Raw genomic sequence first — 24,915 nt, 5'->3', positions numbered from 1 at the left:
GTGCGCCTTTATTAACCGCCGGCGGTTAATAAAGGCGCACAGTAGACCTAAACTCCACCCATGGATACCTGGGTGTTGCCCGCCATGCTCGGCCTCGGACTCGCCGCAGCGTCCGGAATGCGAACCTTCCTGCCGCTGCTGATGCTCAGCGCTGCCGTCCACTTCGAGCTCTTCGGGATCACCGTCGGTGAGTCGATGCGGTGGATCGGATCGACCGGCGCGCTGGTGGCATTGGCAATCGCCGCTGTGGTCGAACTGGGTGCCGACCTCATTCCCTTCGTGGACAACGCACTCTCGGTGATCGGCAACGTCACCGGACCGATTGCCGGAGTGATCGCCGCCTGGGCGGCATTCAGTCATCTCGACCCTGCGATGGCCGCGTTGGCGGGCATCATCGTCGGAGCGCCGACGGCGTTGACGTTCAGCGCCGCCCAGACCGGGACTCGCGCGGTCAGCACGGCCACTACCGGTGGACTGGCGAATCCCGTCGTGTCCGTCATCGAGGATGTGCTGACTTTCTTCACCTCGTTGATCGCGATGATCTTGCCGCTCCTGATCATTCCGTTGCTCGCCGCACTCTTGTGGTTCAGCTGGCGTGGCTGGCGTCGTGTCCGGAGTCTGCGCACCGCCTGACCGCACCGACCTGGTAGACAAGTCGTCATGTCCGACACCGAGATCTCGTTCCAATCCGGCGACGTCACCCTGTACGGGAGTCTTCGCCTGGCCGCCTCACCCGACGCCCCTGCCCCGGCCGCGCTGATTCTGGCCGGTAGCGGCCCCACCGATCGCAACGGCGACAGCGCACTCCTCGAAGGCGATATCGGAACTCTGCGGTTCATCGCGGATCTTCTTGAAAATCAAGGCATTTCAAGCCTGCGTTACGACAAGCTCGGTAGCGGCGAAACGGCCCTCGGCGACTACGACATCGAAGACATCGCCGATCTCGGCTTCAACACGTTTGTCGACGCCGCCTCGGACGGACTCGACTACCTCGCCGGACAACCCGGCGTCGATCCCGAGCGACTGTTCGTCGTCGGACACAGCGACGGCGCCGTCGTGGCACTGGCACTAGCCACTGCGACAGAGGGCTCGAGAGTCAGCGCCCTCGCACTGCTCGAGCCACTGAGCGTGCGGCTTCTCGATCTACTCACGACGCAGATTCACCGCCAACTCGACGCCGTCGTCGGTGCCGGTCAGCTGCCGGTCGAACTGGCCGACGAACTTCGCGTCGCGCTGGCCGACGCCGTCGAGTCCCTTCGCTCCGAGGGCACGGTTCCGGATGATCTGCCCGAGCCGCTGCAGAATGCGGGACTGGTGCATGCCAACGCCAAGGCACTCGCCGAGGAAGACGCATTGGACCCGGTCGCGCTCGTGGCGGCGCTGCCGGCCGGGATGCCCGTCCTCACCAGCTGCTCGGACAAGGACATCCAAGTCATTCCCGCCGACGTGGCGGCACTCGACGCCGCACTCTCCCATACAGCGCTGACGTCCGTACGGATGCGCAACGCCAACTTCGTACTCAAGGACATCGGCGACGAACAGTCCACCGGAGCCGACTACGTCGCGCCGCTTCCGTACTCGGCAGAGTTCTCGGAGCCCTTCACAGCGTGGGTCCGTTCGTTCTCCTGATCACGTACAGACCGAACGTCCTCTTTTTCAGGTAGAAAGTTCCCTCCGCGAACCATCGCGGAGGGACTTCTGCTTTCTACGCCTGACCTGCAACGAAGACTCTTTCGATCCGGCGAATCCGGGGACAGAAGTCACGCGGAGTTTACGTTCGCGGCGCTTTTTATTGGTGCGAACCCTCGATCCGTGCTGTACGGTCATCCATTAACCAGCAACGCCACCCAGAAAGGAACGGACATCATGTCGCTACACCCGAACGTCGTATCCGTACTTTCGTGGCGCAGCTGCACCGCAGACAAGCACATTTTTTCGGCCGCAATGTCGGCCGAGCACATGGGCAACAAGCGCGGTGTACCCCGAGAATGATCCCCAGTTTCACCGGATTCGTTCTCGGGCACCCAGGGCAAACGCCTCGGGTGCCTTTTCTTTTACCTTTCACACGCAGGAGCACCACATGAAACTTCGAGTCAACCAACTGTCCATCGCGCCGCCGTATGTCGATCTGCCCGGTGACCTCACCGGATACGCAGTCACGCTGGATCTTTCGCACTCCGATGCTGCCCACGAAGCCACCCTCGGCGCACTGATCAGCGAGATCCGCAGTCGCGGAGCCTCACGCGTCGTCATCACCGGCTCCCCCCGCGAACTCCAGGGCACCCACAGCAGCGCCGCCTGAAAGAACCGGGCCGCCTGAATGCAGAACGGGCCCCGAACTCCCGTCGAGGAGTCGAGGCCCGCTACCGAAGCAGGAATCAGTGCGCGAAGTGGCGCGCACCGGTCAGGTAGAGAGTGACGCCGGCTTCCTTGGCCGCGGCGATCACTTCGTTGTCACGAACCGAACCACCCGGCTGAACTACAGCCTTGACGCCGGCGTTGAGCAGTACCTGCAGGCCGTCAGGGAACGGGAAGAATGCGTCCGAAGCTGCAACCGAACCTACGACGCGGTCACCGGCCCGTTGAACAGCAAGATGCGCGGCATCGACGCGGTTGACCTGGCCCATGCCGACGCCGACGGACGCGCCGCCGGAGGCCAGCAGGATCGCGTTGGACTTCACCGATCGGCTGGCGCGCCAAGCAAATTCGAGGTCAGCAAGGGTCTCGGCATCGGCTGCCTCACCGTTGGCGAGAGTCCAGTTGGCCGGGTTGTCGCCGTCGGCGTCCAGGACGTCGCGCTGCTGGAGCAGGGTACCGCCCGAGATCGGACGCAGTTCGATTCCGGTAGCGGTCGGAGCCGCAGCCTTCAGAACACGAATGTTCTTCTTACGCTGCAGAACCTCGACAGCTCCGTCTTCGTACGAGGGCGCGATGACAACCTCGGTGAAGATGTCGGCGATCTGTTCGGCCAGCTCGACGGTGACCTCACGGTTGGCTGCGATGACACCACCGAAAGCACTGACCGGATCGCATGCATGCGCCTTGCGGTGAGCGTCGGCGATGTCGGTGCCGATGGCGATGCCACACGGGTTGGCGTGCTTGATGATTGCGACGGCCGGATCAGTGAAGTCGTACGCTGCACGCCACGCTGCGTCGGAGTCCGTGTAGTTGTTGTACGACATCTCCTTGCCGTGCAACTGCTCTGCCTGAGCCAAACCCGCAGGGGCCGCCGGGTTTTCGTACAGCGCCGCGTCCTGATGCGGGTTCTCGCCGTAGCGAAGAACAGCGCTGCGGTTCCAGGTAGCACCGACCCAAGCCGGGAACAGCGAACCGTCCTCGTCAGCTGCGATCGTGCTCGTCATCCAACTTGCAACAGCGACGTCGTACGACGCGGTGTGCTGGAACGCCTGCGCCGCAAGCACAGTGCGCTCACGCAAGGTGAATCCGCCACCGGCAACGGCAGTCAGGACATCGGCGTAACGAGCCGGATCGACCACGACGGCAACCGACGGATGGTTCTTGGCTGCAGCACGCACCATCGACGGGCCACCGATGTCGATCTGCTCGACGCACTCGTCCGGGCTGGCGCCCGAGGCAACCGTCTCGGTGAAGGGGTACAGGTTCACGACGACCAATTCGAAGGTCGCGATGCCGAGCTCCTCGAGCTGAGCGAGGTGATCCGGCTTGCGGGTATCGGCGAGAACGCCGGCGTGGACGCGCGGATGCAGCGTCTTCACACGGCCTTCGAGGCATTCCGGGAATCCGGTCAGAGCCTCGACCGGCGTCACGGGGATACCGGCGTCGGCGATCTTCGACGCGGTCGAACCGGTCGAGACCAACTCGACACCGGCCTCGTGCAGGCCCGTGGCCAGCTCGATCAGACCACTCTTGTCGTAGACGCTGACAAGTGCACGGCGCACAGCCTTGCGTTCACTCACTGGGGATCACGGCCTTTCGTCCATCGGAAACCACTCCGCGCGTAGCAACAGCGGCGATGACGTCCGCCAACAACCGTCGCTCCACAATTTTGATGCGTTCATGCAACGAAGACTCGGTGTCGTCGTCGTGCACCGGCACAGCTTCCTGCGCCAAGATCGGCCCGGTATCAACTCCACCGTCGACGAGATGCACCGTGGAACCGGTGACCTTCACGCCGTACGCCAGAGCGTCGGGAACCGCGTGCGCGCCAGGAAAGGCAGGCAGCAACGCGGGATGAGTGTTGATGATTCGGCCACCGAAACGCGCGAGAAAGGTGGGGCCGAGGATCTTCATGAAACCTGCACTGACCACCAGATCGGGTTCGTGCTCGTCCACCGCTGCCGTAAGTGCGTCGTCCCAGGCGGTGCGATCCTCGTAGGCCTTGATCGACACCTTGAAGGACGGAATCTTCGAGTCCGCGGCGTGCTCGGCAGCGAGGCAGTCCCGATCGACGCCGACAGCAACGATCTCGGCCGGGTATCCGTCGGCGTGCGAAGCCTCGATCAGCGAAGTCAACAGGGTTCCCGCACCGGAAGCGAGTACGACTACCCGCGCGATCGAGTCGCGAAATTGGACCCTGTCGGGCATTGTCGGCTGCGGATTGTCGGCCGAGGCAGTCAGCGCACTACTCCTGAGAACTGGAAGATGATGCGGCCGGAGTATCGGCCGCATGACAGCCTAGTCGCTGGACTCCTGCGGCTTCGAGGGCAGGTCTGTCTCCGGCTCGGGCGCGGCTGTGGGGTCGACTGCCGGGTCCGCCTCAGGTGCCGCGACAACCTCGGCGTCGACTACTTCGATCTCGACGGTTTCCTCCGTCACGACCAGCGCAGGTTCGCCCGATTCCTCGACGATTTCGGCTTCGACGACCTTGGTGACGACCACTGCAGATTCCTGGGCGAGCACTTCGTCGGTGTTTTCGTCGTCCGCCGCTTCCGGTGTGGCCGCGGCTGTGATCGCCAGTTCGGGCTCGACTGTTGGAGCAGGTTCAGCGGTCGGTACTGCAACCTCGTCCTTCATGTGTCCACGATGAGAGAACCACATAGCGATCAAGGCCGAGACGGTCCCGAACAACCCCAGCCACGCAAAGGTCAGGAGACCGAAGCCCCACCACAGGACCTCGACGGTGCCGAACTGCCCCAGGTCTCCCCCGGCAGCAAGAGCAAGCAGCGCCATGACGACGCCGGCACCGGCAGCTGCCGTCAGCACTGCGAGCACGCTGTCCTGCCCGGCGATGCGTCGGGCACAATCACGGCCGAGAATCACGCCCACCGCTGCCGGAACGATCAACAACACAGGCCAGATTCCACCGGCGACGCCTTCCGGAATCGCTCCGAGAAGGGGCAAGGGTGGCAGATCTCCGCCGATGTTGCCGAACACACTGATGGAGACGCTGCCGAAATCGGCCGTCGACCCGGTCATCACCGCGGCAGCGCCGACTACGAGGTTCGGCAGATAGAGCAGCGACAGCACCGTCAATCCCAGAATGCCGACAAACCCGTTTCCGCGCGCGAGTAGGTCACCGACCGTCGACCACGACACGAGTAGTGACACGACGACAGCCACGGCGCCCGCGGCCAGCAGCGCTGCCGACGCAGCCGCGGCCGGACGAACAGCGGCAGATGCCCACGGCGGAATCTCGGCGACGACGCGATCCCAGTGCGCAGCAGCAACACCGACGGACGCGGCGATCAGGTGAATCCCGGCGACCCAGCCGAAAGCGGCCAACGTGTTGGGGCTCGACAGCGGAATCGCCGCGGAGGCGTCGGCGACCACTGCGAGCGCGATTGCCGTGATAGTCAACGGTCCGGCTACTGCGGCTCCCATCAGGCGGAGGGTGTCGTCACGGGAGTCGGTGTGCACCGCAGTCGACGCGCATCGGCGTGCGACCACCCACATCATGACGGCCGTCGGGAGCAATGGCAGCACGCCGAGTTGGACGCCGCTGATAGTCGCCGGCACTTGGTGGATGACCAACCAGGTGGTGGCTATGGCGCCGAAAGTTCCGGTCAGGTCGCTGCTCGCCGATACCAATGTGACCACAACGACAGCCGCGATCAGCAGCATCGTCAGGCCCGACGGCCGGAAGGCGACGGTCAGCAGCTTGCGCGCCAGGTCCGGGTTCGGTGCCGGGCGACCGCCGCCGACGCGGCCGCCGCCAGCACGACCACGCCCGGGTCGTGCGGACGCGGGACGGGACCGGGTGCCATCAATCAAAGAACTCATCCCCTCGAGGGTTTCACTCGATAGTGCGCCGCGCACTCAGGCGCGCCGTCGGGCTCATGAATGTGGCCTCCACCCGCAGCGGGTCGGAGGCCACATCCATGTTCGTGAAACGAAAAAGTACTACTGCTGACGCTCGTCGGGGTTCTGCGAGCCGAAGACCTTGGTCTCGGCAGCGGAATCGCCGCTGCCCTGGTCAGGCTCAGCAGACGGCGTCGGCGCTTCGAATGTGGGCGGCTCGAAACCCGTCGGCTGCTCGGTCGAGCCAGCCTGCTGCTGGTTGTACGGCTGGCCGTAACCGCGCGGTGCGGTGAACTGGTCCGACGAGTAACTCGGGTTCGGCTGACTCGCGGGCTGCGAGGTCAGCGGATAGTAGGACGACGTCGTTGCTGCCGACGAGTCGGTCTGTGCGGGATTCTGCACCGGGTTCTGACCGTAGGGAGACGCAGTCTGGCCGTAAGGCTGCTGCGAAGCACTCGGATCGGCGGGGGCGGCGTGCGCTCCCCCGTATCCCTGCTGCTGCGCCTGCCCGTACTGCGGATTCTGCTGGTACTGGGGCTGCTGCTGAGCCTGCTGGGGCTGGCCGTACTGGGGCTGGCCGTACTGGCCCTGTCCGTAACCCTGGGACTGACCCGGCGCCTGACCCTGCGGCTGGCCGTAGCCCTGCGGCTGACCGTACTGCTGAGCTACCGGACGCGGCGCGGGAGCCTTCAGGATTCCGATCTCGAACAGCAACGCGGCCACTGCGACGACGGTTTGCACGAACGAGAGGATCAGCACGATGATCAAGCCCCAACCGAGGCTGATGTCGACGTAGTCGCTGGTACCGACGGAGAACGCGGCGAACACCAAAGCGAAGAATCCCGTGAGGGTGAGCGCTGCGGCGATGCCTGCATACGACTGCTTCGGGAGCAGCGACACGCCTGCGACCACACCGCCGGCGAAAACGAATCCGAGGCCGTAGATGCTCGACTCGAAGAAGCTCGAACTGGTGTCCAGGCCGCTACCGATGCCGCTACTGCTGCCGCTGATCGACGTAAACGGCGCAAAACCGAGCAGGAAATTGATCAGGCCGAGTGCCGCGACGGCGATGAGCAGGATGAATCCGAGATTCTTGGTTCCACCGCCCGCTGCCGGCTGATTCGGTGGCCCGAAGCTGGGCCCTTGCGGCGTGAACGTCATGACTTCTCCTCGTAGACGGTCTTCGATGGTTACCAGCGTATGTGTCTCGACTTCGCACGCTAACACCGACAGGAGACAATGGGCAGATGCCCTTCACCCTCGCGCCCGGCGCCGACCATGTCGTCGAAACCGAGGTGAAGCACTCACGATTCATCGCCGCGCTTCGCCGAGTAGACGACGCCGAAGCCGCCACGGAGTTCGTCGCTGAGCAGAAGTCGCTGTATCCCGATGCGCGCCATCATTGTTCGGCTTTCGTGATCGGATACGAGGCGAACTCACGCGTCGAGCGTGCACACGACGACGGCGAACCAGGCGGGACTGCGGGGGTGCCGATGCTTCAGGTTCTCAAGTCTCGAGATCTGGTCGATGTGATTGTTGTCGTCACGCGCTATTTCGGCGGAATCAAGCTCGGCGCCGGTGGGTTGGTCCGCGCGTATTCGGGAGCCGTTTCGGTTGCTCTCGATTCGGCCGAGGTGGTGGCCAGGGAGAGGAAGGTCCTGCGCACTTTGGCGATCCGGCACTCGGAGGCCGGTCGGGTGGAATCGGAGCTGAGAGCGCGGGGCGTCTCGGTGCTCGGAACTACATATGGATCGAAGGCGGTGATGACGCTCGCCGCCGGTGACGCCGACGACCTCGACTCGATCGTCGCATCCATCACATCCGGTGCCGGGCAGTTGGAACCTGCCGGGTCGATGTGGGTCGATACCACTGTGCGTGGTTAAGGAGTCCGGAGACTCCCTAACCACGCACGGGGGCGAAGCCCCTTACAGGGACTGAAGAATCTCGCGAGCGAGAGCAGCGGTGGCGGACGGCGTCTTGCCGACCTTCACGCCTGCAGCTTCGAGAGCTTCCTGCTTGGCCTGAGCCGTTCCCGAGGAACCGGAGACGATGGCGCCTGCGTGGCCCATGGTCTTGCCTTCGGGAGCGGTGAAGCCAGCCACGTAGCCGACGACCGGCTTGGTGACGTTGGCCTTGATGTAGTCGGCTGCACGCTCTTCCGCGTCGCCACCGATCTCACCGATCATCACGATGACCTTGGTCTCGGGATCCTTCTCGAACGCCTCGATGGCATCGATGTGGGTGGTTCCGATGACCGGGTCGCCGCCGATGCCGATGGCGGTGGAGAAGCCGAAGTCACGGAGTTCGTACATCATCTGGTAGGTCAGGGTACCCGACTTGGAGACCAGGCCGATGGGGCCGGTGCCTGCAATGTTGGCGGGCGTGATGCCGACGAGGGCCTCGCCCGGGGTGATGATGCCGGGGCAGTTCGGTCCGATGATGCGCGTCTTCTTGCCCTTGGACTCGTTGTACGCCCAAGCGTAAGCGGAGTCCTGAACCGGGATGCCCTCGGTGATGACCACGAGGAGCGGGATCTCCGCGTCGATGGCCTCGACGATGGCGTCCTTCGAGAAGGCCGGGGGAACGAATGCGATGGAGACGTCTGCGCCGGTCTCCTTGATTGCCTCTTCGACCGTCGCGAAGACGGGGAGCTCGACAGGGGAACCGTCAGCAGCAACGTGCGAGACCGTGGTGCCGGCCTTGCGAGCGTTGACGCCGCCGACGACCTGGGTGCCGGCCTTGAGCATCAGAGCGGTGTGCTTGGTGCCCTCGCCGCCGGTGATGCCCTGGACGATGACCTTTGAATCCTTGGTGAGGAAGATTGCCATTGTTCTGTGAGTCCCTTACTTCGCTGCGTGAGCGAGTTCGGCGGCCTTGTCGGCGGCCTCGTCCATGGTTGCGACGACCGTGACCAGCGGGTGGTTGGCCTCGGCGAGGATACGACGACCCTCTTCGACGTTGTTTCCGTCCAGGCGAACGACGAGCGGCTTGTTGGCCTCGTCGCCCAGGGTCTTCAGTGCGCCGACGATGCCGTTGGCAACTGCGTCACACGCGGTGATGCCGCCGAAGACGTTGACGAACACGCTCTTGACCTGTGCGTCGTTGAGGATGACATCCAGGCCGGCAGCCATGACTGCAGCGGAAGCTCCGCCGCCGATGTCGAGGAAGTTGGCGGGCTTGACGCCACCGTGGTTCTCGCCGGCGTATGCGACGACGTCCAGGGTGGACATGACCAGGCCTGCGCCGTTGCCGATGATTCCGACCTCACCGTCGAGCTTGACGTAGTTGAGGTCGTTTTCCTTGGCCTTGAGCTCGAGGGGATCGGTAGCGTCGCGATCCTCGAATGCCTCGTGGCCGGGCTGACGGAACGCTGCGTTCTCGTCGAGGGTGACCTTGCCGTCAAGAGCGAGGATCTGATCGTCAGGCGTACGAACGAGGGGGTTGACCTCGACGAGGAGTGCGTCTTCGCCGATGAAGACCTCCCACAGCTTCTGGATCGTCACGGCCGCTGCGTCGAGCACCTCTGCGGGCAGCTTTCCTGCCTCGGCGATGCTGCGCGCGAACGCGAGGTCGACGCCCTTGACTGCGTCGACGGGGATCTTGGCGAGAGCGTCGGGGTTCTCCTCGGCGGTGACCTCGATCTCGACGCCACCCTCTACCGAGCACATGGCCAGGTAGGTGCGGTTGGTGCGGTCGAGCAGGAAGGAGATGTAGTACTCCTCGGCAATGTCACTTGCCTCTGCGACCAGCAGCTTCTTGACGACATGGCCCTTGATGTCCAGGCCCAGGATTGCCTCGGCGTTCGCCACTGCGGCATCCACGTCGGGCGAGTACTTGACGCCACCGGCCTTGCCGCGGCCGCCCACCTTGACCTGTGCCTTCACCATCACGGGCTTACCGATTTCTTCGGCAATCTCGCGTGCGCCGGCGACTGTGTCTGTAACACGTCCAGCCGAAGTCGGCACTCCGTGCTTGGCGAAGAGTTCCTTCGCCTGGTATTCGAAGAGATCCATCTGCTCACCGTCTCGTCTGCGTTGTCACCCGCTCGAGGGGTAGGAGCGGGTCTGTTCTGGACTTTAACCAGTTGCCGCGTTCGGTTTGCGCCCGCATTGATGCTATGTGGCCCAAGTCACGCGCAAATGCCCGATGAGGCGCGCCTCACCGATTCGGCAAGGTGGCCACACCGAATTTGTCAAGCATCAGTCTCACTGATTCTTGCGCTCGAGAACGCTGCAACGAGAAGCAACACTATGCCCGTGGCCGCTGTGATCGCACCCACCCCCACGGTTGCGTCCGATATGCGCGATGACGTGAGCGGCCACTCACTGACGTACACCAGCGCTGCCACGGCAGATCCGATCAGCAATGCCGCGCCCCGCGACGGCCGCGCGGACGCTGCGATCACGGCGGCGATCACGACGGTGACGCCGACGAGTAATTGACCCCAGACGTCAATTCCCCACGGCCACTCCAGAACTGAGGCCGCTGTGTAGGTGTCACCCTGATAGAGGGGGAGCGCGGTTCCGATCAGGACAGCGACGGCGCCGATCCCACCGACGAGAAGCACCAGCCCTCTCGAACCGCCGTCCACCGACGTGTCGACGTCCTCGCGCTCGGCGCTTCCCGCGAGCCAGACGAGCAGTCCCGTCGCCGCAGCGAGGAAAGCCGCGCCGCAGAGTACGAAGGCACCGATCCCCAACCCGACTCCCGGCACGTCGGTCGCGATGACCGCCGACTGCATGACCGCGGCGACTCCCATCACGACCGTCGTCCACAACACTCCGACGGCCGGACGCACTACGGCGGCGCGGCCCGGGGCGAACAGGCCCAGCGCGGCGAGGAGCAATACGGCAGCGGCGAGCAGGACCAGTCGAGACGACAGCATCGACGGCTCCGGGATTCCCTCCGGCAACGACAGGACAGGCAAAGCCGAGCCGACGCCCGCAACAGCCGCAGTGATGATTGCGGCGGCGCCGGCAACGCGGTGAAGTCTGTCGACCCGCGCCTGCGCCGCCCGGGACTGCGCCACCATCGCTGCTTTGAGCGCACCCTTTGTTGTCTTCGTAGGCGCGCGGACCACACTTTCCGCGGGAATAGCGCCTGTTTCACGTCTGGATGCGAGGTAAGGCGCTGAAACTCCGATCACGACGATGACCACTGCGGCCAGTGCCCCGACCACGGATCCCGAACCGACGCCGATCCGATCGCCGGCTGCGAACCCAGCCATCACCCTGGTTCCACTGACTGCGAGTGCGCCCAGACCGACACCGATCAGGGCGCCGCAGCCAACCGGCAGCGAGATGGACGTCAATGCCGCTGCGACCGCAACGAGCACCGCGACGCCGACCAATCCTGTACCGACGGCGGTGGCCGACGCCGAGTCGACGAGCGGTTTGACCAGAAAGATCGGATCCTGCGAACTGAAGGAAGGACCGAACAGTGAGAGCACGAACACCACTGCAGCCAATATCAGCAGCGCAGTCGGCCATCCGCCGATCCGCCCGCCAACCGATCGCCCGTCGAATTCTGCGGCGCGAGCACTGCCGTATCCGTCTCGTTCCGATTCACGATGGACGACCATGAGCCCGAGAACACCGGCCACCACAAGGAGTCCGTGGCCCGCAAGCGCGAGATAAGCACCGGGACCCGCCTCGATCGAACCCGCCGAAATCGGACGGAAAAGGTCCAAGCGGTTTGCATCGATTGCGTCGACGAACAACTGAACGTCGAGAATCGCCGCGCCGAGCGACACCGCGCCGATACCGGCGAGGAGTCCACCTGCCATGGCGGGTCTGCGGCCCGAAACGAGTAGTGCCACCAGGGGCGCGACGATGGTGCAGACGGCTGCGAAGAGCGCCGCAGAAGTGACAGCGCCCGTCGTGTCGACCCCGCGGCCACTTCCGACTCCGACGACGGGACTTGCCGCCACTCCGACGGCACCGAGCAGTCCGATGACCGCCGCGAGAGGCGCGCCGGACTTCACTCGGGGGTCGTCGATACGCGCCTGCGACGTAGTTCCAGGTGTTGTGGACACTCGATCGACGGTAGTGCCTGAATGGACCGGTGATCCGGTTGTGACACGCGTGATCACGAAACGAGATGATTCGTCCGTTTTGCCCGGATCGACATATTCCCAGGTCAAGCTGTGAGGCACGTCACATAATCGGACAGGTTTCCGCTACGGCTTGCGCCCATCGCAATCATTTCGTTACCGTCAGTCGGTCTAAGTCACGGGCTGATCACGAACTCGAGGAGAGAACCGGCATATGCATCACCGCAGCCAGTTCACCGCTAGTAGGTTCTCGAACTCAGCTCCAGACGAGGTCACGACCACTTATCCAACGCACTCGGCCAGGCGTTACACCGAGACCAAAAGTTCTGAGATCTCTACCGATATGTTCACTCGAAATTCATCCTCCACGTCGTCAGATTCCGACTCTCACGAGTTCGTCGAGTCCGACGTGATCAGCACCCCCACTTACGCCTCCTCCGCACCGACAGTCGATGTCGAATCTCCGGTTCGCCGCAGCGGTGCTCACCGACTCCCCACCCCTCCCTCTGCTCTCAAGGGCCGTGCCGCCGTTCTGGCAGTTGCAGCCGGCGCAGTTGTCGCCGCGGGCCAGGCAGTTGTCAACGACGGTTCCTCTTCCGCCGCCGACCACTCGGAAGTTGCACTCGCCAACGAGTCCTCCGCGATCGGCACCACCGCAGAACCGCAGGCCGCTCAGTTCGCTCCGGCCACCTCCACGGCAGCCACCACCGAAGCCGACGCTCCCCAGGTCCTCAACGTCGCAGCACCGACCGACCTCTCCCAGTTCAGCAACCTGCTTGCCAAGGGCCAGCGTTTCAGTGACGAGCGCGCAGCACGCGAAGCCGCTGCCCGACGCCCGCTGTTCGTCCTGCCGGCAGTCGGCACGTTCACGTCCAACTTCGGCACCCGCTGGGGCACCCTGCACGCCGGCGTCGACATCGCCGCCCCGATCGGGACGCCCATCGTCGCAGTCGCCGACGGCAAGGTCATCGATTCAGGTCCGGCTTCCGGATTCGGCATGTGGGTCCGCCTGCAGCACGCAGACGGAACGATCACCGTCTACGGCCACATCGACACGTCCACCGTCACCGTCGGTCAGCAGGTCATGGCCGGCGACCAGATCGCCACTGTCGGCAACCGCGGCTTCTCCACCGGCCCGCACCTTCACTTCGAGGTTCACCTCGCCGGCGAGAACAAGATCGATCCCCTCCCCTGGCTTGCCTCACGCGGCATCAGCCTCGGCGTCGAGCAGGACTGATCGCAAGCCCAACGCTTCTGAGCAAAAACTTCCGGCCCGCACCTTTCCAGGTACGGGCCGGAAGTTTTTTGCCTGTCTTTTACAGCTTGACCATCGGCACACCGCCGATGAGCATCAACCGCACCTTGCCCGCACTACCGAAGTCGATGGTGACCGTCGCGGTGGGTCCGGTGCCCTTGGTTTCCAACACGGTGCCCAGACCGTACTTGTCGTGGCTGACGCGGTCCCCCGTGGCGAGGACCAGAACGTTGTTGCGGCCACGCGCGGCACCGAAACTGGGAGTCGACGCGGCCTTGCCGGACCCTCCCCCGTAGTTCTGCCCGCCACCGTATCCCTGGCCGCCCTGGCTGCCGTAGCGGCTTCCGCTGCCGTAACCCGGCCTGCCGCTTCCGAATCCGCCACCGGTGCCCGGATCCTCACGGCGCCAGTTGATCAGGTCCTCCGGGATCTCCTGGATGAACCGTGACGCCGGGTTCTGGATCGGCTGCCCCCAAGCCGAACGCATGATCGCGCGGGTCAGGTACAGGCGCTGCCGGGCACGCGTGATGCCGACGTAGGCGAGGCGACGCTCTTCGGACAGCTCTGCCGGATCGCCGAGGGCGCGCATGTGCGGGAACTGCCCGTCCTCCCAACCGGTGACGAAGACGACCGGGAACTCGAGGCCCTTGGCGGTATGAAGCGTCATCATGGTCACGACGCCGTCGTCGGAGTCCGGCAGCTGATCGGCGTCGGCGACAAGTGACACCCGTTCGAGGAAGGCGGCAAGCGAACCCGGATCGGGTTCGCCCTCACGCATTGCTGCGGTTTCCTCGTCGTCTGGATCGATCAGTCCGGCCGCGTTTCGTGCGTCGGAACTGAATTCCCTTGCCACACTGACGAGCTCGTTCAGGTTGTCGAGTCGCGCGCCGTCCTGCGGATCGCTACTCGCCGCAAGCTCGGCGCGGTAGCCGGTTCGCTCGAGCACCGCCTCGGCAACCTCACCGATGTCACCGAGCTCGAAGGGTTCGTCCTCGTCGGCGGCCGCTGTCGGCAGCAGGGCCCGCAGCCCGTCCATCATCTCGAGGAACGACGCGATGGCCTTCTGTGACCGCGTATTGAGCAGCGCCACTTTACCTTCCGCGCCGTCACGGAGAGCGGCGGCGAAGCTGATGTTGCGGTGCTCGGAGTGCACGGCGACGCATGCTTCGGCTCGATCACCGATACCGCGTCGTGGCGTGTTGAGGATGCGTCGCAGGCTTACTGTGTCGTCTTCGTTGGCGAGGACGCGCAGATACGCGACGATGTCCCGAACTTCCTTGCGCTCGTAGAAGCGAACGCCGCCGACCACCTTGTACGGCACGCCGAGTCGGATGAAGATCTCCTCGAGCGCACGTGAGGAGTTGTTGGTCCGGTAGAACACCGCGATGTCGGCGAACTTGGTGTCGCCCTGGTCCACCAGCCGATCGATCTCCGAGGCGACAAACGATGCTTCGTCGTGCTCGTTGTCTGCAACGTAGCCGACGATCAGTTCGCCTTCACCCGAATCGGTCCACAGACGCTTTTCTCGTCGACCGGTGTTCTTGGAGATCACGGAGTTGGCCGCAGACAGAATGTTCTGCGTCGAACGGTAGTTCTGTTCGAGGAGGATGGTCCGAGCGTCCGGGTAGTCGCGTTCGAACTCCTCGATGTTGCGGATCGTGGCTCCGCGGAATGCGTAGATCGACTGATCGGCGTCACCGACGACGCACAATTCGGCCGGGGCAACGGCATGGTCGGACTCTCCGGCTCCGCCGACCAGTTCACGCACAAGCATGTACTGCGCATGGTTGGTGTCCTGGTACTCGTCGACGAGCACGTGACGGAAGCGGCGGCGGTAATACTCGGCGATCTGGGGAAACGCCTGCAAAAGCGCAACGGTCTCACCGATGAGATCGTCGAAGTCGAGTGCGTTCGCAGCACGCAGCCGCTGTTGGTAGTGGCCGTAGACCTTGGCGATCAGTCGCGGCAGTTCGGCCGGATCCTGATCGGCTGCGACAACCGCCTCTTCCGGTCCGACGAGTTCGTTCTTCAGGTTGGAGATGTGAGTGGCGAGTAGCCGCGCGGAGAATCGTTTGGTGTCGAGCTCGAGGTCCTTCGAGATCATCGTCAGCAGTCGACGCGAATCGTCGGAATCGTAGATCGAGAAATTGGAGTTCAAACCGGGCAGGAGCGCCGCCTGCGCTCGCAGGATGCGCACGCAACTCGAGTGGAACGTCGATACCCACATAGCGTTGGCACGCGGTCCGACAAGAGCTGCCACACGCTCGCGCATCTCGGCCGCAGCCTTGTTGGTGAACGTGATGGCCAGGATCTGACCGGGGGTGACACCCCGTTCGGCCAGCAGATAGGCGATGCGACGCGTCAGCACTGCCGTCTTGCCCGAGCCGGCGCCCGCGACGATCAGCAACGGCGAACCGGCATGGACCACGGCCTCGCGCTGTTGCGGGTTGAGACCGTCGAGGAGGGCGTCCGAACCCGCGTCGTGTCCCCGCGCGCCGCCCCCGTCGTGCTGGGAATGTCCGTCGTGCTCACCGAGTGCTGGGTACGTGTTCATCGCCTGTCCACGCTACCGGCGTCCACCGACACGGTCGTCAGTGCGTCCACCTGCTGGTAGAGGCACTTGGATTACCTGTGTCGAGCATGGCAAACTGGACGCTATGTTCAGCATTTCCGTTCGCGACAACACGGCCGACCCCGTCGGCCCGCTGTGGCGTTACTTTACGTGCCCCGGACCTCGGTGCACGTGATCTGAACAGCTCACCCGCCCCTGGTCCGAATCGGATCCGGGGCATTTTCGTCAGTGTGCCTGGATCGGTAACGACCCGAGCCGAGACCACGATCCACGCAGTAGGAAGAGGAGACGAATAGCAATGAGCACCCAGGCTGCAGCCCCCAATGGAAATACTGTGAAAACTGTTCCGACCGACGTCGAGGTCCCCCAGAGTGAGGCCGAGATCGACGAACTCCGGAAAGAAATCGACCGGCTCGACGCCGAGATCCTCGCGGCCATCAAACGCCGCTCCGAGGTCTCCCAGATCATCGGCCGTACCCGGATGGCATCGGGTGGTCCGCGTCTGGTGCACAGCCGAGAGATGAAGGTCCTCGAACGGTTCAACGAGCTGGGCCAGGAAGGCCACACTCTCGCGATGCTGCTCCTGCGCCTGGGCCGCGGACGCCTGGGCCACTAGCGCACGCCCTGTTCACTCGAGAACGGCCACATCGGATGCCTCTGGCAGTCCCGATGTGGCCGTTCGCGTATGTATCAGCTCTCGAGCGCGATGTACTTCGTATTCAGGTATTCCTCGATCCCCTCGGTCCCGCCCTCGCGGCCGAATCCGGATTCCTTCACACCACCGAACGGCGCTGCCGCGTCCGAGATCACTCCGCGGTTGACGCCGATCATTCCTGATTCCAGTGCGTCGGAAACTCGAAGCGCACGGTCGAGATCCCTCGTGAAGATGTATGCGGCCAGGCCGAACTCCGTGTCGTTGGCGGCTGCGATGCCTTCGGCTTCGGTGTCGAAGCCGGTGATCGCGGCGACGGGCCCGAAGACCTCTTCTTTCAGGATCCGTGCGCTCGCCGGAACGTCGGCCAACACCGTGGCCGGATAGAAGTACCCCTCACCACCTGGCGCTTCGCCGCCGAGCCGCACCTTCGCCCCGGCATCCACCGCATCTGCAACCAACTCTGCGACCGTGTCGAGTTGGTTCTGATTGATCAGCGGGCCGAGCTTCGTCTCCGGGTCGGTACCGGGTCCCATGGTGAAAGTCGCCATCTTCTCGGTCAGCTTGGTCGTGAACTCTTCACGCACGGCGTTGGCGACATGGAACCGGTTGGCGGCGGTGCATGCTTCGCCACCGTTGCGAAGCTTGGCGAGTACCGCGCCCTCGACTGCCTTGTCGACGTCGGCGTCGTCGAACACGACGAAGGGTGCGTTGCCACCCAATTCCATCGACGTACGCAGCAACCGCTTCGCGGACTTCTCCACCAGCATCTTGCCGACACCGGTGGACCCCGTGAAGGTGAGCTTGCGTAGTCGAGGGTCGTCGATGAGTGGGCCGGTCACTTCACCGGATTTCGATGTCGGCAACACCGACAGGACTCCGTCGGGCAGCCCTGCTTCGGCCATGAGCTGAGCGAGCAGCAGCATCGTCAACGGGGTCTCCGAGGCGGGCTTGACGATGATCGTGCAGCCGGCAGCCAACGCCGGTCCGATCTTGCGGGTACCCATCGCCAGCGGGAAGTTCCACGGTGTGATGGCCAGACATGGTCCGACCGGTGCCTTCGTGACGAGGATCCGACCGTTGCCCGCCGGTGCCGGTGTGTAGCGTCCGCCGATACGAACGGCCTCCTCGCTGAACCACCGGAAGAACTCGGCGCCGTACTTGACCTCGGCACGGCTCTCGGCGAGTGCCTTGCCCATCTCGAGAGTCATCAGCAGCGCCACGTCCTCGGCGCGCTCGGTGATCTTCTCGTAGACGGCTCGCAGGATTTCTCCGCGCTCACGTGCAGGAGTGCTCGCCCACGTCGACGAAACCGCCACGGCTTCGTCCAGCGCGCGCAACGCATCCGCCGGGCTCGCATCGGCGACGTCGGTCAACGATTTCCCGGTCGCCGGATCCGATACCGAAAATGTCGCGTTGTTCTCCGCGGGCACGAACCGGCCGCCGACGAACAACTGGGTGGGAACTGATCGAATGAATTCGAATGTGTCCATGGGTTCCATGATGCTCGCCGCCGGCGCGTACGTCTGCTGGCGAGTAAGACTCGCGAGGAAGTTTCCAGCCTGTGCCACTAAAGTCGATGATCGTGAGCACTGATATCACCGGAACCTCAGCCTGGCAGAAACTGCGCGCTCATTACGCCGACATCGAAGGCGTTCACCTGCGAGAACTCTTCCAGGACGATCCCGCCCGCGGGCGCGAGTTGACGATCGACGCCGGTGATCTTCACATCGACTACAGCAAGCATCGCGTCAGCCGCGAGACTCTCACGCTGCTCGTCGACCTGGCCCGCGAGGCCGGCGTCGAGGCACGACGCGACGCGATGTTCGCGGGCGATCACATCAACACTTCGGAAGACCGCGCCGTACTGCACACTGCGCTGCGTCTGCCCAAGGGTTCTGCTCTGACCGTCGACGGTCAAGACGTCGTGACGGACGTTCACGAAGTTCTGGACGCGATGGGCGCTTTCGCTGATCGTGTGCGCAGTGGCGAGTGGACCGGAGCTACCGGCAAGCGCATCCGCACCGTCGTCAATATCGGCATCGGCGGTTCCGACCTCGGGCCGGTGATGGTCTACCGTGCACTGCGGCACTACGCCGATGCCGGAATCAGCGTCCGTTTCGTCTCCAACATCGACCCGGTCGACCTGGTCGGGCAGCTCGACGACCTCGATCCGGAGACGACGCTCTTCATCGTCGCATCCAAGACATTCTCCACCCTCGAGACGCTCACCAACGCGACGGCGGCAAAGCGTTGGCTGTTCGCCGGTCTGGGCAGCGAGGACGTCTCGGCCGTAGCCAAGCACTTCGTCGCAGTCTCCACCCACGGCGACCGCGTGGCGGAGTTCGGCATCGACACCGCGAACATGTTCGGGTTCTGGGATTGGGTCGGCGGGCGCTACTCCGTCGACTCGGCGATCGGCTTGTCGGTCATGTGCGCCGTCGGACCCGTTCGCTTTACGGAGTTCCTCGACGGATTCCACCAGATCGACACGCACTTCCGAAACCAACCGCTCGAGCAGAACGCGCCGGTCCTCCTCGGCCTCATCGGGCTCTGGTACTCGAACTTCTTCGGTGCTCAGTCGCGCGCGGTGCTGCCCTACTCCAACGACTTGTTGCGCTTTCCTGCCTACCTGCAGCAGCTGACCATGGAGTCCAACGGCAAGTCGGTGCGCGCCGACGGTTCACCGGTGACCACGTCCACCGGTGAAATCTTCTGGGGCGAGCCGGGAACCAACGGCCAGCACGCGTTCTATCAGCTCCTGCATCAGGGCACGTGGCTCGTGCCCGCCGATTTCATCGGCTTCGCGGAATCCACCGACGACCTGCCGACGGCGGACGGCACCGGATCCATGCACGATCTGCTCATGAGTAACTTCTTCGCTCAGACCAAGGTTCTCGCGTTCGGCAAAACGGCAGAAGAGATCGCGGCAGAGGGCACGGCACCGGAGTTGGTTCCGCACAAGGTCATGCCAGGCAACCGGCCTTCGACCACCATCTTGGCGAAGGAGCTGACCCCATCGGTCGTCGGTCAGCTGATCGCTCTCTACGAGCATCAGGTCTTCGTCGAAGGTGCTGTGTGGGGTGTCAATCCGTTCGATCAGTGGGGCGTCGAACTCGGCAAGACACAGGCACTGGAACTGGGGCCTGCGCTCTCTTCCGAAGAGGCACCCGGCGACCTCGGCGACACGTCAACCGACGCACTGGTGCACTGGTACCGCACAGAGCGCGGACGGGCCTGACGTCACGCGGCGAACCTGACTTCACGCGGCTGCCGGGCCGAACCAGCTTTCCGTTGTGTACACGCGTCCGGATCGGTCGACGAGCCGAGCGCGAAGCTCTTGCTGTTCAACCCATTTGATGGCACTGATCCCCCGGATCAATGCTGCTTCGCTCGCGGCGTACGCCCACACCGCGTCGTCAGCAATCACCGAGACCTGTGCCCACTCCGTGGAGGGCCGCTCCTGGTTCGGCTCCCAGGAGGGCAGCTCTCCCGCCCGCGCCGTCGCCATCGCAGTTCCGTTGACCAGTTCGACTTCTTCGCTGCCCGGCACCGGAATCTGCCAGCCACCGGCCGGTGCGTGGCCGGCCGTGGCGATCACGTCACCGATCCGTACGGCAACGCCACATTGTAATTCGGCGGCGACGATCTGCGCGGCGCGATCGACGGTGTCCGCCTTGGCAACTCCGGTGATGTCGAACGACGCACCCCACGGTGCGTACACCACGTCTCCGTCGAGCTGTACGTCCTCGAATGTCGGGGTCGGGTGCACCGGAGGAATGGATTCGTCCTCGGAGAAGTTGTCGGCAAGCGGATTGACCGCCCCACCGGTCATACGGGCCGCCCACAGCGCCGATCGCAAAAGAGCAGACATACGCCGAGTCACTTTGACCGGAGTTCCCTGAGCGAGGTTGACGGCGTGAATCTCGGCGTCGCCCCGGCGAAGGTCGCACACCGCCTCGGTTTCGTCGATGGCAGATGCGATCAACGCGTGCGCAGTGGGCAGCGCAGCGCCCTCGGTGACATCCACCTCCACGGCGGAATCCCACATCGCCCACTTCTCGACACTGACCATGTCAGTCCTGCCCTTCGAACACCGCGTTGTAACCAGTATGCGCCGGTCAGCAAGCCCCGTGCCATAAAGCGTTTCCGAGGCCGAGGCCCACATGCTGCAGGCTGAGCATCGCGGCACGGCACCACCGGCTGGATCTGTGCGACAGAATTGCCGCCCGGACTGTCGCTCTCCGTGGGCAAGGCGCGTAGTCCTCCGAATGGCGCTGACGTGCACCCGACTGCGACGGACGTCGACTACTGCTGGTGCAGCAGGCAATTCCGATCAGAAAGACGCAGAGGCGACGCTCGACGTGTCCGGCGGGGATGCTGCGCCTCGAGCCCGGTGTGCCGCAGCAACACGTCCGAGCGGCGCCGATATCACCGCACGAGATAGTGGCGAACGACGAGAAGCACTGTGTTCCAACATCGGTGACATACCAATCGGCCGCTTTCGACGCGCGTCACTTTCGACAGGTGAACGCACCCGACCGCTCACTCTCGACCGCAAAAAAAAATACGCTTCATCACTGCGCGCGAGAGTCGAGCAGAGCACCGGGACGGAGTTCCGAACACGCGGCGCGCCAACCGCCGCAGAGAGTGACGCCGTGCGCCCGCCAGCAGCTCCTGCACGTTACAGACCAAGCAGGAATGCATCGACTCGAAATGGATAGGACCGGCTGAAAGAACCTGCAGCACAATGGCGTAACCACCGCCGTTTGGCTTATACGCTACCGCCGCACACCTTGGCAAAACGAACGGTCAGTACGCGGCGAAAATCACATACTTTACAAAGTCTTTGGAATCTCTCGGCGCCAAATATCCGCAGGTGAAAGGACTTTCGACCGGAGTCCAGAATAACCGTGTCGTCTACTATGTGAAAACTGCGAAGTAGCTGTGACGCTGGGTCACGCTCGAGGGAGGAATTGTGACCGATTCATTCAAGGACCGCTTGAACGCCTTGTACCCGGCCACAGCACCGAGACTCACCAACGCACAAGTTGTGGAAGCCCTTTCACAACGCGGATGCAAGATTTCGACACCGTACCTCTCTCAGCTCCGGAGCGGTGTGCGCACCAATCCGTCGGAGCAAGTCGTTTTGGCATTGGCCGATTACTTCGGCGTAGCAGCAGAGTACTTCTTCGGTCCGACGCCTCGGCAGGATCCCGAACTGATTCCGGAAGAAGACCGTTCGGTTGTCGAAGAGTTCCACGACAGCGAATTGCGTTCTCTGGCCATAAAAGCGGTCGATCTCTCCCCTGAATCGCAGGATTTGCTCTCGTCGATTGCGGAGAAACTTCGCTCGTCCGAAGGACTCCCGGCTGTACCTCCGGATTGCAGCACGTACACCCCACCGTTCACTCGTGACTGATCCAGCGTGACTATCAGCGAGTCAACCGGCCCAATAGTGCCGAGGCGGTGACGATTCCGAGCAGCGCCGCCCCGATCAGCACGCCGAAGTCGACGAGGTAGTTGGTCGGCATTCCGATCAGCAGACCGCGCAGTGCCGACACCTCGTAGCTCAGCGGGTTGATGCGGCTGAGCCACTGAACCCACGTCGGCATGAGTTCGACCGGGTAGAGCGCATTGGACGCAAAGAACAGTGGCATGGTGATTGCCTGCCCGATGCCCATCAATCGATCTCGTTTGAGCACGATCCCCGCGATCGCAACCGACAGACAGGCGAAGAACGCGGAGCCGAGGACAACGACGGCCACGACGCCGAGCAGCTTGATCGGATTCCACGTCATGCTCACGCCCAACAGTGCCGCCACGACGACTACGACCACGGCCTGGGCTACCGCGCGGATCCCGGCGGCGAATGCCTTACCGGTCACCAATGCAGCGCGCGGCGTCGGTGTGACCATCAACTTGGTGAGGACTCCTGCATCACGCTCCCAGATGATCTGGATTCCGTAGAAGATCGCAACAAAAAGAGCGGACTGCGCAATGATGCCCGGCGCGAGAAAGTCGAGATACGGTACGTCGCCAGTCGGGATGGCTCTGATATGACTGAACGTCTGACCGAAGATCACCAACCAGAGGATCGGCTGGATTGCGCGCGTGACCAATTCAGATCGGTCGTGCCGCAACTTCTGAACTTCCACGAGGCAGAATGTGTAAATTCTCGAGAGCAATCGGGCAAAGCCGTTGGTAGTGGGATCAGCCCAAGCGGCGCGCTGTGCGACGGGCAGTGCGGACATCGCGGAGGCCTCCTGACGTGTCGCCGGTGAGGTCGTCGCCGGTGTAATGACGGAACACGTCTTCGAGAGTGGACTCCGGCCCCAGTTCGGCGGCCAACGCGCTCGGCTCGCCCACTGCACGAAGTTCACCGTGATGCATCAACGCAACACGATCACAGAGCTCCTCGGCTTCTTCCATGTAGTGCGTGGTGAGCAGGACAGTCATGCCGTACTGCTTCTGCATCTCCGTCACGCGCTGCCAGACGGATTCGCGGGCAATGGGATCCAGCCCCACCGTCGGTTCGTCGAGTACCAGCAGCGACGGTCGGTTCACCAGTGCCTGCGCAAGTTCGAGCCTTCGCACCATACCGCCGGAGAAACTCGACGCGAGACGATCACCTGCATCGAGCAGATCCACCATCTCGAGCGCTTGGTCGACGCGCTCGCGTCGTTCGGACCGCGGAACGTCGTACAAGCGCGCGAACCAGGTCACGTTCTCGCGTGCGGTCAACGCGCTTTCGATCGAGAGCTGTTGTGGCACGTACCCGAGGTAGCGCCGAATCGCCATCGCTTCGGTACGAACGGAGCGACCGAGAATTCGAATGTCACCGTCTTGCAGAGGAAGTAACGTGTTGAGCAATCTGATCGTCGTCGTCTTTCCTGCACCGTTGGGACCGAGCAGGCCGAAGCACTCCCCCGCGTTGACAACCAGACTCAGGTTGTCCACCGCACGGTGATCACCGAACTTGTATGTCACCGAGTCGATCTCGACCGCGTGTGCGCCGGGGTCAGGTGAACCTGCCGCTCGGCTCTTCCACCACTGTGTCAGCATCTCACTGCCCCTCGCCTTCTGATCCGGCTGCTGCCAGAGCGCTCGCCAATCGCGACAGGGCCGGAAGCGCAGCCTCGATACTCGCCCTGTCTTCCTCGGTCAGACTCGACAATGCCTGGCCGACGATCACGCTCCGGCGATCGCGCCACACTTCGACGCGGGCGCGCGCCTCGTCCGAGAGCACCAATCGCGCGACGCGTCGATCGGACTCGTCGGCAACGCGTTCGATCACTCCTTCGTCGACCAGCTGCCGAACCAAGGTGGACACCGTGTTTGCCGCAACACCCAATCGCCCGGCAGCCTCGGCCACAGACAGACCCGGGTTGCGTCGTAGCAGCCTGACGAGTTCGATCTGGGCTCCTCCGAGCGGTCGTTCTGCAAACGGCCGCCCCGACGCCTTCCTGGTGCCCCGGCGCAATTGACCGAGCGTTTCCAGGACGTCGTCCGCAAGATCTGCTCCGAATTCATCCACTCCTCACAATAGCTCTGTAACAGAGCTATTGTCGAGGCAACAATCGACCAGCGTTTTCAGCTCGCCTTCACCGGGTATCCCCGACTGCTTGCCCCGAGCACTCCCGCCCAGAACGGAGACGTCATGCGCAGACAGTGGTTGTTCGCGACGGTTGCGAGTACCGCCCTCGTCCTCACCGGTTGCTCGCCCGACGCCCTCGATTCCGGGGACAGCGCAGACAACGTCACTGCCATTTCAACGTCGCTGTCGCCACCCGCTGCCGCTGATGCGCCCCTGCTGAAGACCGCCGACTCCCCGCTCGGGACGATCGCCGTCGACGGCGAAGGCATGACCGTCTACGTCTACAACCCGGACGAGGAGAACTCACAAGCCGGTTCGTGTGACGAAGCGTGCCTTCGATACTGGCCTGCGGTCACCTCGGTCACCGACTCACCCATCGTCGAAGGAATCGACGCTGTCATCAGCACCGTCGACGGGCCGGAGGGATCCTTCCAGATCACCGTCAACGGCAAGCCCGTTTATCGGTACCTCGACGACAAGGTTCCCGGCGACATGCTCGGGCAGAGCGTCGGCAGCCTGTGGTGGATGATCGACGCCGCCGGGAACCCCGTGTTCAAAACCGAGTAGC

Annotated in this window: 22 protein-coding genes; 9 read left to right on the top strand and 13 right to left on the bottom strand. The window is 63.7% G+C overall.

The window, feature by feature from the left end:
- Window positions 1-60 precede the first annotated feature (60 nt).
- The 3 genes from ABWI03_RS05770 to ABWI03_RS05760 all read left to right on the top strand — a co-directional run bounded on the left by ABWI03_RS05770 (window position 61) and on the right by ABWI03_RS05760 (window position 2,302).
- A complete protein-coding gene (locus tag ABWI03_RS05770; RefSeq protein WP_007727593.1) occupies window positions 61-633 on the top strand; it encodes a DUF4126 domain-containing protein in 573 nt (190 codons plus the stop codon).
- Window positions 634-660: 27 nt separating this feature from the next.
- Window positions 661-1,629 (top strand): alpha/beta hydrolase family protein, encoded by a 969-nt coding sequence (locus tag ABWI03_RS05765; protein ID WP_095971078.1) that lies wholly within the window; start codon window positions 661-663, stop codon window positions 1,627-1,629.
- A 451-nt stretch (window positions 1,630-2,080) separates the two neighbouring features.
- Window positions 2,081-2,302, top strand: coding sequence for a hypothetical protein (locus tag ABWI03_RS05760; protein ID WP_003946391.1), 222 nt, complete (start codon window positions 2,081-2,083; stop codon window positions 2,300-2,302).
- Window positions 2,303-2,378: 76 nt separating this feature from the next.
- Here the strand turns inward: ABWI03_RS05760 and purH are convergent, their stop codons facing one another.
- The 4 genes from purH to ABWI03_RS05740 all read right to left on the bottom strand — a co-directional run bounded on the left by purH (window position 2,379) and on the right by ABWI03_RS05740 (window position 7,380).
- Entirely contained in the window at window positions 2,379-3,938 is a 1,560-nt protein-coding gene (gene purH / locus ABWI03_RS05755) for a bifunctional phosphoribosylaminoimidazolecarboxamide formyltransferase/IMP cyclohydrolase (RefSeq protein WP_003946407.1), read from the bottom strand.
- Window positions 3,931-4,650, bottom strand: coding sequence for a phosphoribosylglycinamide formyltransferase (purN, locus tag ABWI03_RS05750; protein ID WP_435054173.1), 720 nt, complete (start codon window positions 4,648-4,650; stop codon window positions 3,931-3,933). Before purN ends, purH begins: the two co-directional genes overlap by 8 nt.
- Window positions 4,651-4,656: 6 nt before the next feature.
- Window positions 4,657-6,201, bottom strand: coding sequence for a cell division protein PerM (locus ABWI03_RS05745; protein ID WP_166809449.1), 1,545 nt, complete (start codon window positions 6,199-6,201; stop codon window positions 4,657-4,659).
- 120 nt (window positions 6,202-6,321) lie between these two features.
- The gene (locus ABWI03_RS05740; RefSeq protein WP_298777443.1) at window positions 6,322-7,380 is read right to left on the bottom strand and encodes a DUF5336 domain-containing protein; all 1,059 of its coding nucleotides are present in this window, start codon (window positions 7,378-7,380) and stop codon (window positions 6,322-6,324) included.
- A gap of 86 nt (window positions 7,381-7,466) precedes the next feature.
- Between ABWI03_RS05740 and ABWI03_RS05735 the strand changes: the two genes are divergently transcribed.
- Entirely contained in the window at window positions 7,467-8,102 is a 636-nt protein-coding gene (locus ABWI03_RS05735) for an IMPACT family protein (protein WP_298777441.1), read from the top strand.
- Window positions 8,103-8,144: 42 nt separating this feature from the next.
- Here the strand turns inward: ABWI03_RS05735 and sucD are convergent, their stop codons facing one another.
- From sucD to ABWI03_RS05720, 3 genes are all read right to left on the bottom strand, one after another.
- The gene (gene sucD, locus ABWI03_RS05730) at window positions 8,145-9,047 is read right to left on the bottom strand and encodes a succinate--CoA ligase subunit alpha (RefSeq protein WP_003946432.1); all 903 of its coding nucleotides are present in this window, start codon (window positions 9,045-9,047) and stop codon (window positions 8,145-8,147) included.
- Between the two features lie 15 nt (window positions 9,048-9,062).
- Entirely contained in the window at window positions 9,063-10,232 is a 1,170-nt protein-coding gene (sucC, locus tag ABWI03_RS05725) for an ADP-forming succinate--CoA ligase subunit beta (RefSeq protein ID WP_003946426.1), read from the bottom strand.
- 179 nt (window positions 10,233-10,411) lie between these two features.
- Window positions 10,412-12,253 carry a hypothetical protein gene (locus tag ABWI03_RS05720; protein WP_298777437.1) on the bottom strand — a complete coding sequence of 614 codons (1,842 nt, stop codon included), beginning with the start codon at window positions 12,251-12,253 and terminating at the stop codon, window positions 10,412-10,414.
- 232 nt (window positions 12,254-12,485) lie between these two features.
- On the opposite strand from ABWI03_RS05720, the gene ABWI03_RS05715 reads away from it, so the two are divergent.
- The gene (locus ABWI03_RS05715; RefSeq protein ID WP_030534879.1) at window positions 12,486-13,508 is read left to right on the top strand and encodes a M23 family metallopeptidase; all 1,023 of its coding nucleotides are present in this window, start codon (window positions 12,486-12,488) and stop codon (window positions 13,506-13,508) included.
- 79 nt (window positions 13,509-13,587) lie between these two features.
- On the opposite strand, the gene pcrA is transcribed toward ABWI03_RS05715, so the two are convergent.
- Window positions 13,588-16,080: a DNA helicase PcrA gene (gene pcrA / locus ABWI03_RS05710; RefSeq protein WP_095971084.1), complete on the bottom strand. Its 2,493-nt coding sequence runs from the start codon at window positions 16,078-16,080 to the stop codon at window positions 13,588-13,590.
- A gap of 316 nt (window positions 16,081-16,396) precedes the next feature.
- Here pcrA and ABWI03_RS05705 point away from each other — a divergent pair, with 316 nt between their 5' ends.
- Entirely contained in the window at window positions 16,397-16,714 is a 318-nt protein-coding gene (locus ABWI03_RS05705) for a chorismate mutase (protein ID WP_095971085.1), read from the top strand.
- A 74-nt stretch (window positions 16,715-16,788) separates the two neighbouring features.
- On the opposite strand, the gene ABWI03_RS05700 is transcribed toward ABWI03_RS05705, so the two are convergent.
- Window positions 16,789-18,243 carry an NAD-dependent succinate-semialdehyde dehydrogenase gene (locus ABWI03_RS05700; protein WP_200316283.1) on the bottom strand — a complete coding sequence of 485 codons (1,455 nt, stop codon included), beginning with the start codon at window positions 18,241-18,243 and terminating at the stop codon, window positions 16,789-16,791.
- Window positions 18,244-18,335: 92 nt separating this feature from the next.
- Here ABWI03_RS05700 and pgi point away from each other — a divergent pair, with 92 nt between their 5' ends.
- Window positions 18,336-19,991 (top strand): glucose-6-phosphate isomerase, encoded by a 1,656-nt coding sequence (gene pgi, locus ABWI03_RS05695; RefSeq protein ID WP_298777429.1) that lies wholly within the window; start codon window positions 18,336-18,338, stop codon window positions 19,989-19,991.
- A 21-nt stretch (window positions 19,992-20,012) separates the two neighbouring features.
- On the opposite strand, the gene ABWI03_RS05690 is transcribed toward pgi, so the two are convergent.
- Window positions 20,013-20,825, bottom strand: a complete 813-nt coding sequence (locus ABWI03_RS05690) for an FAD:protein FMN transferase (protein WP_095971087.1) — start codon at window positions 20,823-20,825, stop codon at window positions 20,013-20,015.
- A 903-nt stretch (window positions 20,826-21,728) separates the two neighbouring features.
- On the opposite strand from ABWI03_RS05690, the gene ABWI03_RS05685 reads away from it, so the two are divergent.
- Complete coding sequence (locus ABWI03_RS05685) at window positions 21,729-22,172, top strand: helix-turn-helix domain-containing protein (protein ID WP_003946341.1); 444 nt, start codon at window positions 21,729-21,731, stop codon at window positions 22,170-22,172.
- Between the two features lie 13 nt (window positions 22,173-22,185).
- Here ABWI03_RS05685 and ABWI03_RS05680 read toward each other — a convergent pair whose 3' ends face one another.
- Genes ABWI03_RS05680 through ABWI03_RS05670 form a run of 3 tightly spaced genes read right to left on the bottom strand, consistent with a single transcriptional unit; the run spans window position 22,186 to window position 24,287 of the window.
- Window positions 22,186-23,004: an ABC transporter permease gene (locus ABWI03_RS05680; RefSeq protein ID WP_095971088.1), complete on the bottom strand. Its 819-nt coding sequence runs from the start codon at window positions 23,002-23,004 to the stop codon at window positions 22,186-22,188.
- Window positions 22,964-23,815, bottom strand: coding sequence for an ABC transporter ATP-binding protein (locus ABWI03_RS05675; RefSeq protein WP_298777424.1), 852 nt, complete (start codon window positions 23,813-23,815; stop codon window positions 22,964-22,966). The genes ABWI03_RS05680 and ABWI03_RS05675 overlap by 41 nt, the downstream gene beginning before the upstream one ends.
- Before the next feature lies 1 nt (window position 23,816).
- Window positions 23,817-24,287 carry a MarR family winged helix-turn-helix transcriptional regulator gene (locus ABWI03_RS05670; RefSeq protein WP_124567468.1) on the bottom strand — a complete coding sequence of 157 codons (471 nt, stop codon included), beginning with the start codon at window positions 24,285-24,287 and terminating at the stop codon, window positions 23,817-23,819.
- A 123-nt stretch (window positions 24,288-24,410) separates the two neighbouring features.
- Here ABWI03_RS05670 and ABWI03_RS05665 point away from each other — a divergent pair, with 123 nt between their 5' ends.
- Window positions 24,411-24,914 (top strand): COG4315 family predicted lipoprotein, encoded by a 504-nt coding sequence (locus ABWI03_RS05665; protein WP_095971091.1) that lies wholly within the window; start codon window positions 24,411-24,413, stop codon window positions 24,912-24,914.
- Window position 24,915: the final 1 nt, after the last annotated feature.

Source organism: Rhodococcus baikonurensis (assembly GCF_040489275.1).
GTDB lineage: Bacteria > Actinomycetota > Actinomycetes > Mycobacteriales > Mycobacteriaceae > Rhodococcus_F > Rhodococcus_F baikonurensis.
Note: the sequence above shows the minus strand (reverse complement) of the source record. Positions and strands in the feature narration are given on the sequence as shown.